This is a genomic window from Helicobacter sp. MIT 01-3238, assembly GCF_003364135.1.
GTDB lineage: Bacteria > Campylobacterota > Campylobacteria > Campylobacterales > Helicobacteraceae > Helicobacter_B.
This window is the reverse complement of the sequence record NZ_NXLN01000004.1, coordinates 41,235-55,370: the sequence shown is the minus strand read 5'-3', so window position 1 is coordinate 55,370 and position 14,136 is coordinate 41,235. Positions and strand designations below refer to the sequence as shown.

General features: G+C 40.8%; 9 protein-coding genes and 1 tRNA gene. 4 read left to right on the top strand and 6 right to left on the bottom strand.

What is annotated here, in order from left to right; translation table 11 throughout:
* Positions 1-18: 18 nt before the first annotated feature.
* Both CQA40_RS02210 and CQA40_RS02205 read left to right on the top strand, forming a co-directional pair.
* A complete protein-coding gene (locus tag CQA40_RS02210) occupies positions 19-3,105 on the top strand; it encodes an efflux RND transporter permease subunit (RefSeq protein ID WP_115519342.1) in 3,087 nt (1,028 codons plus the stop codon).
* Between the two features lie 93 nt (positions 3,106-3,198).
* Entirely contained in the window at positions 3,199-4,038 is an 840-nt protein-coding gene (locus tag CQA40_RS02205) for a hypothetical protein (RefSeq protein ID WP_147290138.1), read from the top strand.
* Between the two features lie 139 nt (positions 4,039-4,177).
* Here CQA40_RS02205 and CQA40_RS02200 read toward each other — a convergent pair.
* The 5 genes from CQA40_RS02200 to CQA40_RS10965 form a co-directional block, all read right to left on the bottom strand.
* A tRNA-Val gene (locus CQA40_RS02200) sits at positions 4,178-4,252 on the bottom strand.
* Positions 4,253-4,543: 291 nt separating this feature from the next.
* On the bottom strand, positions 4,544-5,770 hold the full coding sequence (locus CQA40_RS02195) for a cation diffusion facilitator family transporter (RefSeq protein WP_258864429.1): 1,227 nt from the start codon (positions 5,768-5,770) through the stop codon (positions 4,544-4,546).
* A gap of 37 nt (positions 5,771-5,807) precedes the next feature.
* The gene (locus CQA40_RS02190) at positions 5,808-7,346 is read right to left on the bottom strand and encodes a 2-hydroxyacyl-CoA dehydratase (RefSeq protein ID WP_258864428.1); all 1,539 of its coding nucleotides are present in this window, start codon (positions 7,344-7,346) and stop codon (positions 5,808-5,810) included.
* A gap of 39 nt (positions 7,347-7,385) precedes the next feature.
* Positions 7,386-10,916: an acyl-CoA dehydratase activase gene (locus tag CQA40_RS02185; protein WP_258864427.1), complete on the bottom strand. Its 3,531-nt coding sequence runs from the start codon at positions 10,914-10,916 to the stop codon at positions 7,386-7,388.
* Between the two features lie 389 nt (positions 10,917-11,305).
* Positions 11,306-11,464, bottom strand: a complete 159-nt coding sequence (locus tag CQA40_RS10965; protein WP_181882795.1) for a hypothetical protein — start codon at positions 11,462-11,464, stop codon at positions 11,306-11,308.
* A 59-nt stretch (positions 11,465-11,523) separates the two neighbouring features.
* Between CQA40_RS10965 and fliQ the strand changes: the two genes are divergently transcribed.
* Both fliQ and CQA40_RS11520 read left to right on the top strand, forming a co-directional pair.
* Positions 11,524-11,790 (top strand): flagellar biosynthesis protein FliQ, encoded by a 267-nt coding sequence (gene fliQ, locus CQA40_RS02180; RefSeq protein ID WP_023927448.1) that lies wholly within the window; start codon positions 11,524-11,526, stop codon positions 11,788-11,790.
* 78 nt (positions 11,791-11,868) lie between these two features.
* Complete coding sequence (locus CQA40_RS11520; protein ID WP_258864426.1) at positions 11,869-13,068, top strand: hypothetical protein; 1,200 nt, start codon at positions 11,869-11,871, stop codon at positions 13,066-13,068.
* 105 nt (positions 13,069-13,173) lie between these two features.
* On the opposite strand, the gene CQA40_RS02170 is transcribed toward CQA40_RS11520, so the two are convergent.
* The gene (locus tag CQA40_RS02170) at positions 13,174-14,136 is read right to left on the bottom strand and encodes an ABC transporter ATP-binding protein (RefSeq protein ID WP_258864425.1); all 963 of its coding nucleotides are present in this window, start codon (positions 14,134-14,136) and stop codon (positions 13,174-13,176) included.

Here is a 14,136-nt window from a genome sequence, read left to right as displayed (position 1 = left end):
ACAAAAAGGAACAAGCTAATGTATAAATTCGCTATCAATCGCCCCATTAGCACGATAATGTTTAGCTTGGGAATTATGTTTTTTGGATTTTTGGGGCTAAAAAAAATCCCTGTCGCACTTTGGCCAAATATTGATTTTCCCATAGTGCTTATATCCACAGTATATCCCGGTGCTTCTGCCACTACGATTGAAAGCAAGGTAACTGACAAAGTAGAAGAGCAAGTGCTAGGGATTGATGGCATAAAAAATGTAACCTCCGTAAGTGTGCGAAACACAAGCCTTGTCATCGTCCAATTTCAGCTAGAAAAGCCTATAAGCGAAGCAGTGAATGATGTCATAAACAAAGTCTCTTCGGTGTATTTCACGGACGCAGATATACGAAAGCCCTCTATTGACAAAATCGATACCAACGGACAGGCAATCATTTCGCTATTTGTAAGCTCTGCTACGCACTCCGCACCAGAGATTATGAAGCATACAGACACTATCATAAAGCCCCAGCTCCAAAAAATCGCAGGCGTAGGTGGCGTGCAACTAAATGGATATAGAGAGCGACATATCCGCGTATATCCAGACCCTACCTTAATGGCAAAATATGACATAACCTACTCTCAAATCTCCCAAAAACTAGGTAGCGAAAATGTCGAAATAGACGGGGGCAAAATCATAAATGCCACACAGCAATTTTCTATCACTACCGATGGCAATAGCCCAAGTGTCGAAAAAGTCGGCAATATCCGCTTAAATGATAATGTCTTGCTTAGTGATATAGCTGTCATAGAAGATGGGCTAGAGGAGTATAACACTTACGCTGCGTTTAATGGCGAGGGCGGCGTGATAATGGAAGTGCAAAAAATCGCAGGCTCAAATGACATAGCCATAGCCGATGGTGTAAAAAAGGCATTGCCCATCATAGAATCCGTAAGTGAGGGGTATAATATCCGCCCGTTTTTGGATACCACAGAATTTATCAAAGAATCTATCCACGACATTGAGTTTGACTTGATTTTGGGTGGGATTTTGGCTGTGCTTGTGGTGTTTGTGTTTTTGCGAAATGTAACTATCACGCTTGTGTCTGCTATCTCGCTACCTATCTCGGTGCTGGGGACATTTGCACTTGTGCAAGCTATGGGATTCTCGCTAAATATGCTTACGATGATGGCTATCACGCTTTCTATCGGTATCATCATAGATGACGCCATAGTAGTCATCGAAAACATCTACAAAAAGCTAGAGGAGGGCAAGCAAAAAAGAGAAGCTGCCTATGAGGGTGTGCGCGAAATCGCTTTTGCAATCTTCGCTATTTCGGCTATGCTTTTGTCGGTGTTTGTGCCTGTGGGAAATATGTCTGGAATCATTGGCAAATTTTTCCAAAGCTTTGGGATTACAGTCGCGCTTGCGATTGGGATTTCTTATGTAGTAGTGATGACGGTGATTCCTATGGTTAGCTCACTTATTGCTAGTCCTAAGCAAAGTGCTTTTTATACCAACACAGAGCCGTATTTTGTGCGACTTCAAGAAATGTATGCAGGCACGCTAAAATCTGTGCTAAATCAAAAATTTATCGTATCTTTAGCTGTGCTTGGTATTTTTATCGCCTCGCTTTTTTTGGCAGGAAAGCTAGGAATGGAATTTATGCTAAAAGAGGACAGAAGTCAAGTGTATTTTTGGGTGCAAACCCAGCCCGGAATCAGTATCTATGAGATGAGGGCAAAAACCGAAGCCCTCCAAAAAGAAATCAACAAAGACACCCAAAATGTCGAATATACCACGATACAAGTCGCTTATGGCAAAACCCAAAACACGCACAAATCCAAAATCTATGTCAAACTTCACGATAGAGACAAGCGCAATATAGACCAATTTGTATGGATGCGCGAAATGGGCAAAAGGCTATACTCACTCAAAGAATCTAGTGGGCTTACTATCACTCCTGCAGAAGTGCCACTTATGGGTGGGGGGGACAACTCCGCACTACAAGTGGCGATATACGCACCCGAGCAGCGATTAGTCGATGAGAGTGCTAGCAAACTAAAGCAGCTTTTGCTGCACGATGAAAGGCTAAAAGGAAAGTTAGTTGATTACCACGAGAATCAATCTGATTGGCAGCCTGAATATCGCTTGAAAGTATTGAGGGCAAATGCAAATGAATATGGGGTAAGTGCCAAAGACATAGGGAATGCTATAAGTGCGGCTTTTTCGGGCGAAACCCAAGTAGCCTACTACAAAGAAAACGGCAAAGAATACAAAATCACTTTGCGTGTGCCAGATGAGCGCAGAGCAAGCGTAAATGACATAAAGCGCATACAGATTCCAAACAAAAACGGCGATATGATGTTTTTGGAAGGCTTGGTAGAAATAGAGGAGGGAAAAACCCCCACCACTATCAATCGCTACAATCGCCAACGAAGCATAATGCTCTATGCAAATACTGCTACAAAACCAAATGGCAAAAAATATCCACTAAGTGAAGTGCTAGAGACAATCGAAAAAACAAAAGGCGAGTGGCTATCTCAAGGCGCGACTTATAGCCTAAGTGGCGAAGCAGAAAATCTAGCTGAGACAGGTGCTGCATTTGGCATAGCCGTTGCCACGGCGTTTGTGTTGATTTATTTGATTTTGGCTGCGCTTTATGAGTCGATTTTAGAGCCTATCATTATTATGGTAACGATGCCTCTTAGCTTTTCAGGCGCGTTTTTCGCGCTAGGGATTGTAGGGCAACCACTAAGTATGTTTTCATTGCTTGGGCTTATACTGCTGATAGGAATGGTCGGCAAAAACGCCACACTGCTAATTGATGTGGCAAACGAAAAACGCGAGGAGGGCTATGGCATAAAAGATGCTATTCTCATAGCAGGGGAGCTACGACTTCGCCCGATACTTATGACGACTATCGCTATGGTATTTGGTATGCTACCTCTTGCGCTTGCCACAGGGGAGGGAAGCTCGATGAAATCTGCCATTGGTATTTGTATGATAGGTGGGCTTATCATTTCTATGCTTTTAAGTCTTTTAATCGTGCCTGTTTTTTATATGATTTTAGCCCCCATAGATGATAAAATCAAGCGATTTTACCGCGTAGCAAAATCACAAAGGCTTGCTTGATTTTGCGCTGTTTAGTGTGGTAAGATTTCTGTGGGCTTTTGCGTGATTTTCAAATATTGTATTTTTAGATTTTAGATAGATTTTGGATAAAAAATGATAGCTAATAAGTTTTTGTGTTTTGCTTTTTGTGTGGGGGTTGTCTGCGGTGGATTTACCCAAATGCTACTAGCAAAGCCCACAAGCCAAACAAAATCCACTCAAGCAAAATCTACAAAGCCCGCTAAATTTACCAAACCTCCAATATCCAAACCTGCACAAAGTCCAAACTCCACCACAAAAAATAGCCCCAAAAATACCCAAAAAACCACTACTAAATCCAAATCAACAAATAAAGATTCCTCACTAAAATTTACACTCACCCCCCTAGAAATAGAGGAAAACAAGCTAGGCAAACCTCGCAAAAATCCTCACTCACTATTCATAGGAGCTGGGCTAGGCTATGGAGTAGAGATACAAATACCAAAAGACACGGCTAATGCCAAAGACACAATATCTATGCTAAATATCGGCTTTCGCTCGGGCTATGAGTATATGCCACTAGCCTATATCGGCTTTCGCGTGTATTTGGACTATTTTTTGAGTGTGCGTCCTAGCGGGCTAGAGAGTGAAGCTACCTCTACATTTTTGGCAAATCTAAACGCACAAGGTAGAATCTACTCCTTTAGCGAAAGGTTTGAGTTTGGCTGGCTAGGTGGCTTAAGCGTGGGTTATGGAGTGCAGGATAAGCAAATCTCATCTAGTGATGATTCTAGCGAGCAGATACAACAAGGCAGAGGGGTTTTTCTAGGAAATGTAGGGGTTTTTGGTATCATTGATGAACATCATCGAGTAGAGATTTTAGCCAAACTCCCTATCAAAACCTTTGCAGAAGAAAGTCAAACACATACTTATGAGGATTATAGCTTTTTGCTTATGTATGACTATCTTTTTTGATTTTTATTGTGAAGCATTGGCAAAATATTGTGGGTAAAAATATTGTGCAAAAAAAGATTATGTAAAAAAGATTGCGAAAATTTTGCAAGAAATGTAAGAAATAAAGATAAGTAAGATAAGTAAGATAAGTAAGAAAAAATGGTGGCTCTGATTGGACTTGAACCAACGACCCCTACCATGTCAAGGTAGTGCTCTACCACTGAGCTACAGAACCAAAAACTAGCACAAAGCAAAACTAAAAAATAAACACTTAAATCACAAAAACACTCTAAAAATGCACGCCAAAAATCAACGCACGCTTGGGATAAAAGCAAGTTTGAATTATAAAGTATTTTTGTTTAATTTTTGCTTTATCGCCCTATTTTATGTTGCATTACTTCGTGTCATATTACGCGTTATGTTGCATTTGAAGCACCACGATTGATTATAACTCGTGGTGGCTATTTACAAATCCCAAATGCTAAAAAAACTAAAATCCACTTATGCAAAATCGCTTAAAAAATCGCTAAAGCCACTGTGGATTTGTAGTCCAGCTTACAGATAGCCAGATTTTGTAGCTTGGGATTGCAAGTGCGTGCTGTATCTCCTCACGGATAGAATCCAAGTCCGCCACCTTGCCCTCATAATCCCCTTTTACCAATATATTTATCTCCACCATAAAAAACCTACCAGATTTTGCTGTGTGTGTATCATAGTCGCTAAAGCCGTATTTTTGGCTTATTTCCTCCATTATGTGCGTGATTTTTTCATCGATTTCTTTTGGGGCTACCATTATCAAATCTTTGAAATTCGCTATGGCGATTTTTGCAGGGCTTATGCAAAGTAGCAAGGATAGCACGCACAAAAGCGCAGGGTCTACATATCGTGCCAATGTTTTCGCACTAGGGCTAATCGTGCCAGAATCAAGTGCGCTCCCACCACTTGTCCCGCTTAATATCACATAAATCACGCCAAACGCCACAATCGCACCCAAATATAGCACACAATCGATTTTCCACTCAATATTATCCACCTTGATTAAATCAGATTCTAGGGCTTTGCAAGCGCGGTGAGTGTAGACAAAAAGTGCTAAACAAAACAAAAACGCACACACACTATACACGCAAGCCCCACCCAAATACACCTCATACCCACCACTTAGAATGCTACTAAGCGCGTTTATAAACGCATACACACACACAAAAACAAGCACCAACGCCTTAAAAAGATTTACCATAGGTTCAAAGCGCACATAGCCGTATTGAAACACATCATCATCTTCTTTGTAGATATAGCGCGAAGTTATCACACTAAGCGCACCAAGCCCCACACTGATAAGTGATACAAACCCATCAAATGCGATTGAAAGCGAGCGCACAGCCACCCCAAAGCCAATCCCAAATATCGCTAAAATTAGCGAGCTAAACATAGAGATTTTTAGCACCATTTGTTCTTTTTGGGCTTCTTTTTTGGGAGAGGAAACATTAGCAGGTTTCGCGCTAGAATCGCTTTTTTTGCCTTTGCGCACAGAAGTGATATAGTTTCGTTTAAGTGAGAGTGTCTTGCTAAAAGGCAAGGAAGTTTTTAGGATAGATTCTTTTGGCTTTTGTGTGCTATCTTGCACGATAGAATCTCCCATTTTGGATTCTTTTGCACTAGATTCTTTCGCATTAGAATTATTTAAATCCACTATCTTAGAATCAGCACTTGTAGCACTTATATCATCGCTGTTTTGTGGCGTTAGATTTTGCATTTATATCCCCTATCTGCTCTAAATCACTTTTGGCGATTTAGCATTTTTGTTTTTGGGAGAGTTCTTTTTTGGCGTTTGAGAGCATAAGTTTTATGCGGTTTTCTTGATTGACTTTTGTCGCGCTTGGGTCGTAGTCTATGGATATTATGTTGCTTTGTGGATTTCGCTCTTTGATGAGCTTTAGCATACCGCGTCCTACTATGTGGTTTGGCAAGCAACCAAAGGGTTGCGTGCAAATGATATTATTTACGCCTTGCTCTAGTAGCTCTAGCATTTCAGCAGTGAGTAGCCAGCCCTCGCCCATATTCATTCCGTGCGAGACATAGCCATTTGCTAGGGTTTTGGTATGCCAAAACGGCGTAGGTGCGCGAAAAACCCCGTGCTTTTTTATCGCGCTTATCATATCTTTTTGTCGCTTCAAAAAATACCAATACACCGCTTGATAGATAAGCTTTTTGTAGAATTTATCGCCATAGAGTTTGTTATCCACAAGTCTATCATTTATGCAATAAAGCCCAAAATCTAAAAATCCCGGGATTACCACTTCGCAGTCCTCTTCTAGCAAGAAGTCTTCTAAGTTATTGTTGCCTATGGGGGAAAATTTGATATAGATTTCGCCCACTATGCCGACTTTGACTTTTTGCGTGTGAGTGCGACTAATACTAGCAAAATCTTGCAAAATCGCTTTCATATCGCGTTTTAGGGATTTGTAGCTTGTAAGCCCGCTTGTGGTTTTGGCTGTGGCTTTGATAGATGTTTTTAGCGCACAATCGCTTGTGTTATGGTTTGTTACGCGCTCTATCCATTTGCTTACTACTTTGTCAGTATCGCCCTTGTTTAGCTCATAAGGCTTGCACTGATTTGCTAGGCACATTAGCAAATCCCCATAAATCATTGCATTTGTAAAATGCTTTAGCATTTCTCTGCTTACGCGAAATCCTTGCCCACTCTCTAGTCCGCTGAAGTTTAGCGAAATCACAGGAATCCTCTCAAACCCCGCTTTTATAAGGGCTTTGCGCAGGAGGTGGATATAGTTGCTAGCCCGACAGCCACCACCTGTTTGGGTGATAAGCAAAGCGACTTTGTCTAAGTCGTATTTGCCACTTTTTAGCGCGTCTATCATTTGCCCGATGACAAGCAGGGCAGGGTAGCAAGTGTCATTATGCACATTGCGCAACCCCTCATCAACCACACCCTTGCCCTCATTGTGCAATAGCTCGGCTTTATATCCGTGCAAGTGCAAAATATTTACTAAGAAGCGAAAGTGAATAGGCAACATCATTGGCACTAAAATCGTATGCGTTTGCTTCATCTCTTTTGTAAATATGGCTTTGATATTATCCCGCCCTTGTGATTTTTGCGGTGGTTTCTTTGGGTTTTTGGGATTATTAGCACTATTTGATAGTCTCCACTCTTTTATAGCAGGCAATCTTGGTGGGAGATTTTGACTAAAATCTTGGAATGCTTTTAGTGCGTTTTTGGGGTTTGGCATAGAGCTTAGAGTATCAAAAGAATCCAAAAGATTTTGGTGTAAAAACGGGCTTTGTCCTTGATATAGATTTGTCGCTTGCTTCATTGACTTTCCTTATTTAGCAGATTTTAGATTTAGCTGATTTTAAGCATTTTCTTTTGTGGCTTGTGTTGCTAGATTTTGACGAGTAGCTAGCACAGAGGGGAAAGCCATATTTGCGCGTTTGCGAAAGATGATTGATTGCTCGCTATTTGTGCTATTAGCATTATCGATTTTAGTAGCAAAGACAGCACTATTAGATTGTGTCTTTAGCACACTAGAATCCATAAAGCTAGATTTTGCTTCTAGCTGTTTGCTATCTTGTTTGTGGTGTTGGCTAGCTAGCTCCATAGCTGCTATTAGCGAGCGGATACGAATCTTTACCGCACCTAGATTGCTTATTTCATCGATTTTTAGCTGGGTGTAAAATCTGCCTTTTGATTCTAGGATTTCGCGCACTTCATCAGTAGTGATAGAGTCTATCCCACAGCCAAAGCTCACAAGCTGCACTAGCTCGATATTTTCATTTTCGCAAACAAACTGCGCGGCATTATAAAGCCGTGAGTGATAGCTCCACTGGTTTAAAATCTGCAAATCTTTTGCGTGTGCGAGATGAGCTATGGTATCCTCGCTTAGCACGACTAGCCCAAGAGAATTTATGAGCTTATCTATGCCGTGATTTATCTCTGGGTCTATGTGGTATGGGCGTCCACAAAGCACGATAGCTTTTAGATTTTGCTCCTTTGTGATTTGCAAAATCTCTTCACCCTTAGCACGAATATCAGCTAGCCACTCCTCACGGAAGCGATATGCACTATCAAGTGCAGCTTTTAGCTCTTTTTGGCTAAAATCTTTTAGTCCTAGCATTTTGCTTGTCGTTTTTATGGTGGATTTTAGTGTGTTTTTTAGCGCGGATTTTAGCCCTTTTTTGTCGCTTTTGGATTTTGCAAAATCCCTAAACATTTCACCAAAAAATCGGCTAGATTTTCGGTAGAAATTGTCTTTTTTGTGCAAGCCAAAGTAGGGATAATAAAATCGCACTTCTTTTAGTTTGTCGACATTGTTTGCAAGTAGTTCTGGATAGTAAGCGACAACGGGGCAATTATAGCTTTTGGTGCTAGAGTCTTGGTGATTTTGGCTATTTTGAAATCCTTTGCTCATACAAGGGTAAAATATCGCTTCTATCCCTTGCTCTAGCAAATCCTCAATATGTCCGTGCATAAGTTTGGCAGGGTAGCACACTGTATCGCTAGGGATAGAATACTGCCCTTTTTGGTATGTGTCTTTTGAGCTAAATTTTGATACTACTACTTCAAAGCCTAGCTCGCTAAAAAGTTTGTGCCAAAAGGGTAGATTCTCATACATATTTAGCCCTAGTGGGATACCGATTTTGCCTTTATATTTCGGATTTTGGCTTGGATTTTCATATAGCTTGTAGTTAGTCAAGTCCTTTAGCCTATTTAGCTTGTATTCATACATATTTGGGAGAGTGCTTTGTTTTTTTATGCCTAGTGGTTTATCACAGCGATTGCCCGAGATAAATTTCCGCGCTCCTTTTGAATCGTTAAATTTATTTATCGTTAGGTGGCAGTTATTTCCACAGATTTTGCAGTTTGTCGCACTTGCACTATGTGAGAAATGCTCCAAATCATTTTCATCTAAAATGCTAGATTTGTCTAGTTCTAAACTTTTGGCATAAAGAGCTGCGCCAAATGCACCCATAAGCCCGCTTATCTCTGGGCGAATGACATTTCTAGCGATTTCTATCTCAAAGCTCCTTAGCACAGCATCATTTAGAAATGTCCCTCCCTGCACGACTATTTGCTGTCCCAAATCATCAGCATCACGCGCACGAATCACTTTGTAAATCGCATTTTTTACCACACTCATAGACAGCCCAGCACTTATATCCTCTATGCTTGCACCCTCTTTTTGTGCTTCTTTGACAGAGCTATTCATAAACACCGTGCAGCGCGAGCCAAGCTCTACGGGGTGCTTTGACTTTAGCCCTAGAGTTGCAAATTCACTCACGCTATGTCCCATAGAGCGAGCAAAAGTCTCTATAAAGCTCCCACACCCACTTGAGCAAGCCTCATTTAGCATTATGCTATCTATCGTGCCATTGCGGATATAAAAGCACTTCATATCTTGCCCGCCGATGTCAATGATAAAATCCACCTTTGGGTTAAAAAACTGCGCGGCTTTTAGGTGTGCCATTGTCTCTACTATGCCTGCATCTAGTCCAAAGCCAGACTTGATAAGCTCTTCGCCATAGCCTGTAACGGCACTTCCTTTGATAAAAATCTGCGAACCATAATGCTTGTAGATATGCTTTAGTTGGGAGTGAATCACGCTTGCAGGATTGCCCTCATTGGAGTTGTAGTATTGATAAAGTATGTTGTTTGCAGAATCTAGCAGTATGATTTTGGTAGTGGTGCTACCACAATCCACTCCAAGATAGGCTTCTATGGGCTTTCCTCCATTTGCTTCAAAGGCTTCATCAATGTCTATAATTTTTAGGCTAGCTTTTTTGTGCCTAGCATTAAAATCATCTAGCTCTTTTTGGCTAGCAAAAAGTGGCTTTAGATATTTGTTGCGAGAAGCGGTGTTTTTGGATTGCTCCAATCTCTCTAGTAGGCTATCACAGCTAAATGTTTTGCTTGATTCGCTAGCACACCTTGCCACACCGATAGCCACCGCATAAGGAGCAAAATCAGGGAAAACCGCGCAAAAAGGCTTAATGGATTTTGCGGGATTTTGAGTATTTTGGGTGTGGCTAGGATTTTTGTTTTTTGCTCTCTCATAGCTTTGACTTTTTTCATAGTCCTCTTGCAAAGTTTTAGCAAATCTCTCTTGCAAGCCTTTGTAAAAAAACAGCGGTCCACCCAAAAACAGCACTTTGCCTGTGATTTTGCGCCCTTGTGCTAGTCCGCTTATGGTTTGATTTACCACAGCTTGAAATATGCTAGCAGCAATGTTAGATTTATCTACGCCTTGATTTAGCAGAGGCTGGACATCGGTTTTGGCAAACACTCCACAGCGACTTGCCACAGGATAGATTTTGCTATGATTTAGAGAAATCTCATCAAATTCTTGCGCACTAATTGCTAGCAGGGTTACCATTTGGTCGATAAACGCCCCCGTGCCACCTGCACAAGAACCATTCATTCGCTCCTCACTTCCTCCGCTCAAAAATAAGATTTTGGCATCTTCCCCACCTAGCTCGATAACCGCATCTGTATCTGGCTCTAGTAACTTCACCGCTTCTGCTGTGGCAAACACTTCTTGGACAAAATCTATGCCAACTGCTTTTGCTATGCCAAATCCTGCCGAGCCACTTAGGGCTACTTTTAGCTCACGCGTGCCGACTATCTCGCGCAAATCAGTGATGATTTCTATGGCTTTTTCTCTCACTTTTGAGTAGTGTCGCTCATATCGCTTATAGATGATTTTCCCCTCGTCCAAAAGCGCGATTTTTGCCGTAGTAGAGCCGACATCTATGCCAAGAAGTAGTGGTGTGGCAGAAAGCGTGGTAGTAGAAAGTGAGGTATCAAGTGTGGGATTTGCAGAATGTGTTTTTGTGGATTCTTGGCTTATTTGCTTTATCTGTTTGCTTTTTTGCATTGTTTGGGACATTTTTGTTTTACCTCTTTTAGGTTTTGTTGGGGTTTTGTTAGGTTGTGTCTAGGTATTTGATTTTGGTGTTTTGTGGTTGTTTAGTCCATATTTTGCGACTTTTGAAAGCCAACTTTTGATAATGCTGAAATCGACAAAGCAATGGCGAAATTGTAGCAAAATAAAGGCAAAAATCGTGCCTTAAGTTCTGCAATTTTCACTTTAGAGAAAACAAACCTTTTTACCCAAAAAATCACCGCCTTATTTTTAAAGCTTTATCTCAAATTTTAAAGCGACAAAATCTTAGCAAAGAAGTTTAAAAAAGTCAAACGATTGTTTGAAAATATAAAAATCAAAAATAAATTACACATAAATTAGCACTTGCTTTTTTATAAAAACCAAGTGCTAATTTATGTAAAGCTATTTAAAGCCACACCAAAATCAGCCAAAACTTGCGTAAAATCATTTGAAATACTTAAAATCCCATTGCCAAAATCGCCCTCAACCACTAAGAGAACATAGAGATTTTGTGGCAAGATTTTGCTATAATGGACTTTTGTTTTATCCACAATAATAGTCTACTAAAGCACGCAAAATCAAAATCCCACAAAAACAAAAGGACACAGATATGGAAGAGCAGCTTGTCGCCCTTGCGATTGAAACCTACAAAATCACACTTCTTATCTCACTTCCCATTCTTGCCACAGGGCTTATCATCGGGCTTTTAATCAGCATTTTCCAAGCCACCACTCAAATCAATGAAATGACACTCTCTTTTGTGCCAAAGATTTTGGGCGTAATCGCCGTAATTGTGCTTACGATGCCGTGGATGCTAAATATGCTAAGCGATTACACGACAAATATCATCAAACTTATCCCTAAATTCATAGGCTAGATTTTGTGTTTTAAATCACAAAAATAAGATTTCCAAACGCAAAATTTTAAGCAAAATTAAACAAGACAAAAGCCCAAAATGTTTCTAAAAATCATAAACTTTGCCACTTACACAAGCCTAAAAATCGGCACTCCACTGCCTGTGTGGGTGCTAGAGAGAAGCGATGAAGTCGCCTTTGGTGCATTGGGCTCGCACAAGGTGTGGGATAAGCTAGATAAGCTATATTTTTTAGAAAAATTGACACAAGCAAAATCCAACACTAAGGCTGATTTATCGCACGCTAATTTAGACTTATCCTCTTTGGCAAGTGATTTTACAAACTTGAATAGTGATTTGAGGAATGATTTGGCAAGCGAGGGATTAAGTCCAAATGAGATTTTGGGAAATAAAATTTTGGAAAATGAGATTTTGGGGGATAAAATCTCAAGTAGCGGGATTTTTGAGATAAAGCAAAGCACTTGTGGCAAACAACAGTGCCTAAAACAACTCCCCTACACCTGCATAGGCAATGGCTATAATCTCCTTGTATCGCCAAATGCTAAGCACTTAGTGATGCTTTCTTCCGAGTTTGATTATATTTTGGCAAAAGATACTTTGCAAAATCCAAAAGATTCTAGTGAGGTTATCGAAGTGGGTGGCAAAACTAGCTCTTCAAGCCTTTTTAGATTTTGTAAGCAGCATAATTTAGGTGGGCTAGAGTTTTTGCGCTCATTGCCGGGGAGTGTGGGCGGACTAGTCAAAATGAACGCTGGAATGAAGCAATATGAGATAAAAGACACGCTGCTAGAAGTCTGCATAGATGGTATCTGGCGCAGTGATTTTACCCTAAGCTATCGCTCTAGTGATATAGCAGGCATAATAAGCGCGGCTAGATTTCGCCTAAAAAAAGGCTTTGATTCTAGCTTGCTAGAGCAGTTTAAAGCGATGAGAAGCACCCACCCCAAAGAGCCAAGCTGTGGAAGCTGCTTTAAAAATCCTAGCGGGGATTATGCAGGTAGGCTAATAGAAGCTGTGGGGCTAAAGGGTGTGGAGCAAAATGGCGTAGGGTTTAGCCCACACCACGCAAATTTTTTGGTAAATTTTGGCGTAAAATCTACTCAAGCAAGTCCTACTAAAACAAATCTTGTCCAAGCAGATTCCACCAAAACAAATTTCACTAAGATAGATTTTTACCAAGCGGAGTTTGCAGACGCACTAGCGATGATAGAGCTAGCAAAAAAGCGCGTAAAAGAGAGATTTGGCATAGAGCTAGTCCCTGAAGTGCAAATCGTGCGCTAAAATCGCGCTTAAAAATCATCACACGATAAACCTAAAGCGACTAAAAAGTGCGAAACAAAATTCTTAAAAGCAATACCGCGTTACTGAAATTTGCTATGAGTTAAGCTATATCCGCACGATAAATTCTTGGTAATCAAAATTTGCACCCATAGAGTGTAGCACCAAAGGCACGCCATATAGGCTACTTAAATGCGCTTCATCTAGCAGCTCCCTCCCACCAAAAATGCTATTAGAAAATCCCTCGCCTAACGCGCTAGCAGTCAAAAATCGTGCTTTTGGATTTTCACAATCTTTTGAAAAATCCACTTGAAAATCCACTTTCGCGCAAGATTTTGTAGAATCTATTTTTGAGATTAGCAAAACTTTGTGGGACAAAAACAGCGCGTGGGCAGGGAAATGAGTGTTTATGATGATAGCACAGCCCTGCTTGCTTAAATCCTTTAGCATATCAAGGATTGTTTTTTGATTTGCAAAATCAAGGTTTGATTCTGGCTCATCTAGGATTAAAATCTTTGGTCGTTTGACTAAAGCACGGGCAAAAAGCACCATTTGAAGTTCGCCTCCACTTAAAGAAGCGCAGTTTTTTGTTTTTAGATGAGTGATGTTTAGCTCATCTAGCACTTGGCTTGCTTTTTCAAAGTCGCTTTTTTTGGGCACTAGGGTAATATGTGAGTTTAGCCCTAGTGTTACCATTTCTAGTGCGCTTATGGCTAGAGGGATACCTTTGTTTTGAGCGACATAGGCTATGTTATCCCACATTTTTGCTTGCTTTGCACCTTGAGAGTGGCTTATATCCACGCCATTTAGTAGCACTTCTCCGCTAGTGGCTTTTATAAATCCCAAAAGGCATTTTAGTAGTGTCGTTTTCCCCGCTCCATTGCGTCCTAGCACACTTAGGATTTCGCCTGCTTGGAGGGAGAAATTTATATTTGAGAGGATTTTGCTAGTGCGTGAGAAGTTTAGATTTTTTACTTCAAGCAGTGGTGGATTTGATTTTGGCTCAAAAATAGTTGTGGTGTGATTTGTGGTGTGAATCGTGTCGCAGTGGATTTTATCGTGCTTTGGCAT

Bases quoted from the DNA above. Each gene is read 5' to 3' on its own strand.
- CQA40_RS02210 (WP_115519342.1), top strand. From the start codon at position 19: ATGTATAAATTCGCTATCAATCGCCCCATTAGCACGATAATGTTTAGC.
- CQA40_RS02185 (WP_258864427.1), bottom strand. From the start codon at position 10,916: ATGTCCCAAACAATGCAAAAAAGCAAACAGATAAAGCAAATAAGCCAA.
- fliQ (WP_023927448.1), top strand. From the start codon at position 11,524: ATGGAAGAGCAGCTTGTCGCCCTTGCGATTGAAACCTACAAAATCACA.
- CQA40_RS11520 (WP_258864426.1), top strand. From the start codon at position 11,869: ATGTTTCTAAAAATCATAAACTTTGCCACTTACACAAGCCTAAAAATC.
- CQA40_RS02170 (WP_258864425.1), bottom strand. From the start codon at position 14,136: ATGCCAAAGCACGATAAAATCCACTGCGACACGATTCACACCACAAAT.
- CQA40_RS02195 (WP_258864429.1), bottom strand. From the start codon at position 5,770: ATGCAAAATCTAACGCCACAAAACAGCGATGATATAAGTGCTACAAGT.
- CQA40_RS02190 (WP_258864428.1), bottom strand. From the start codon at position 7,346: ATGAAGCAAGCGACAAATCTATATCAAGGACAAAGCCCGTTTTTACAC.
- CQA40_RS02205 (WP_147290138.1), top strand. From the start codon at position 3,199: ATGATAGCTAATAAGTTTTTGTGTTTTGCTTTTTGTGTGGGGGTTGTC.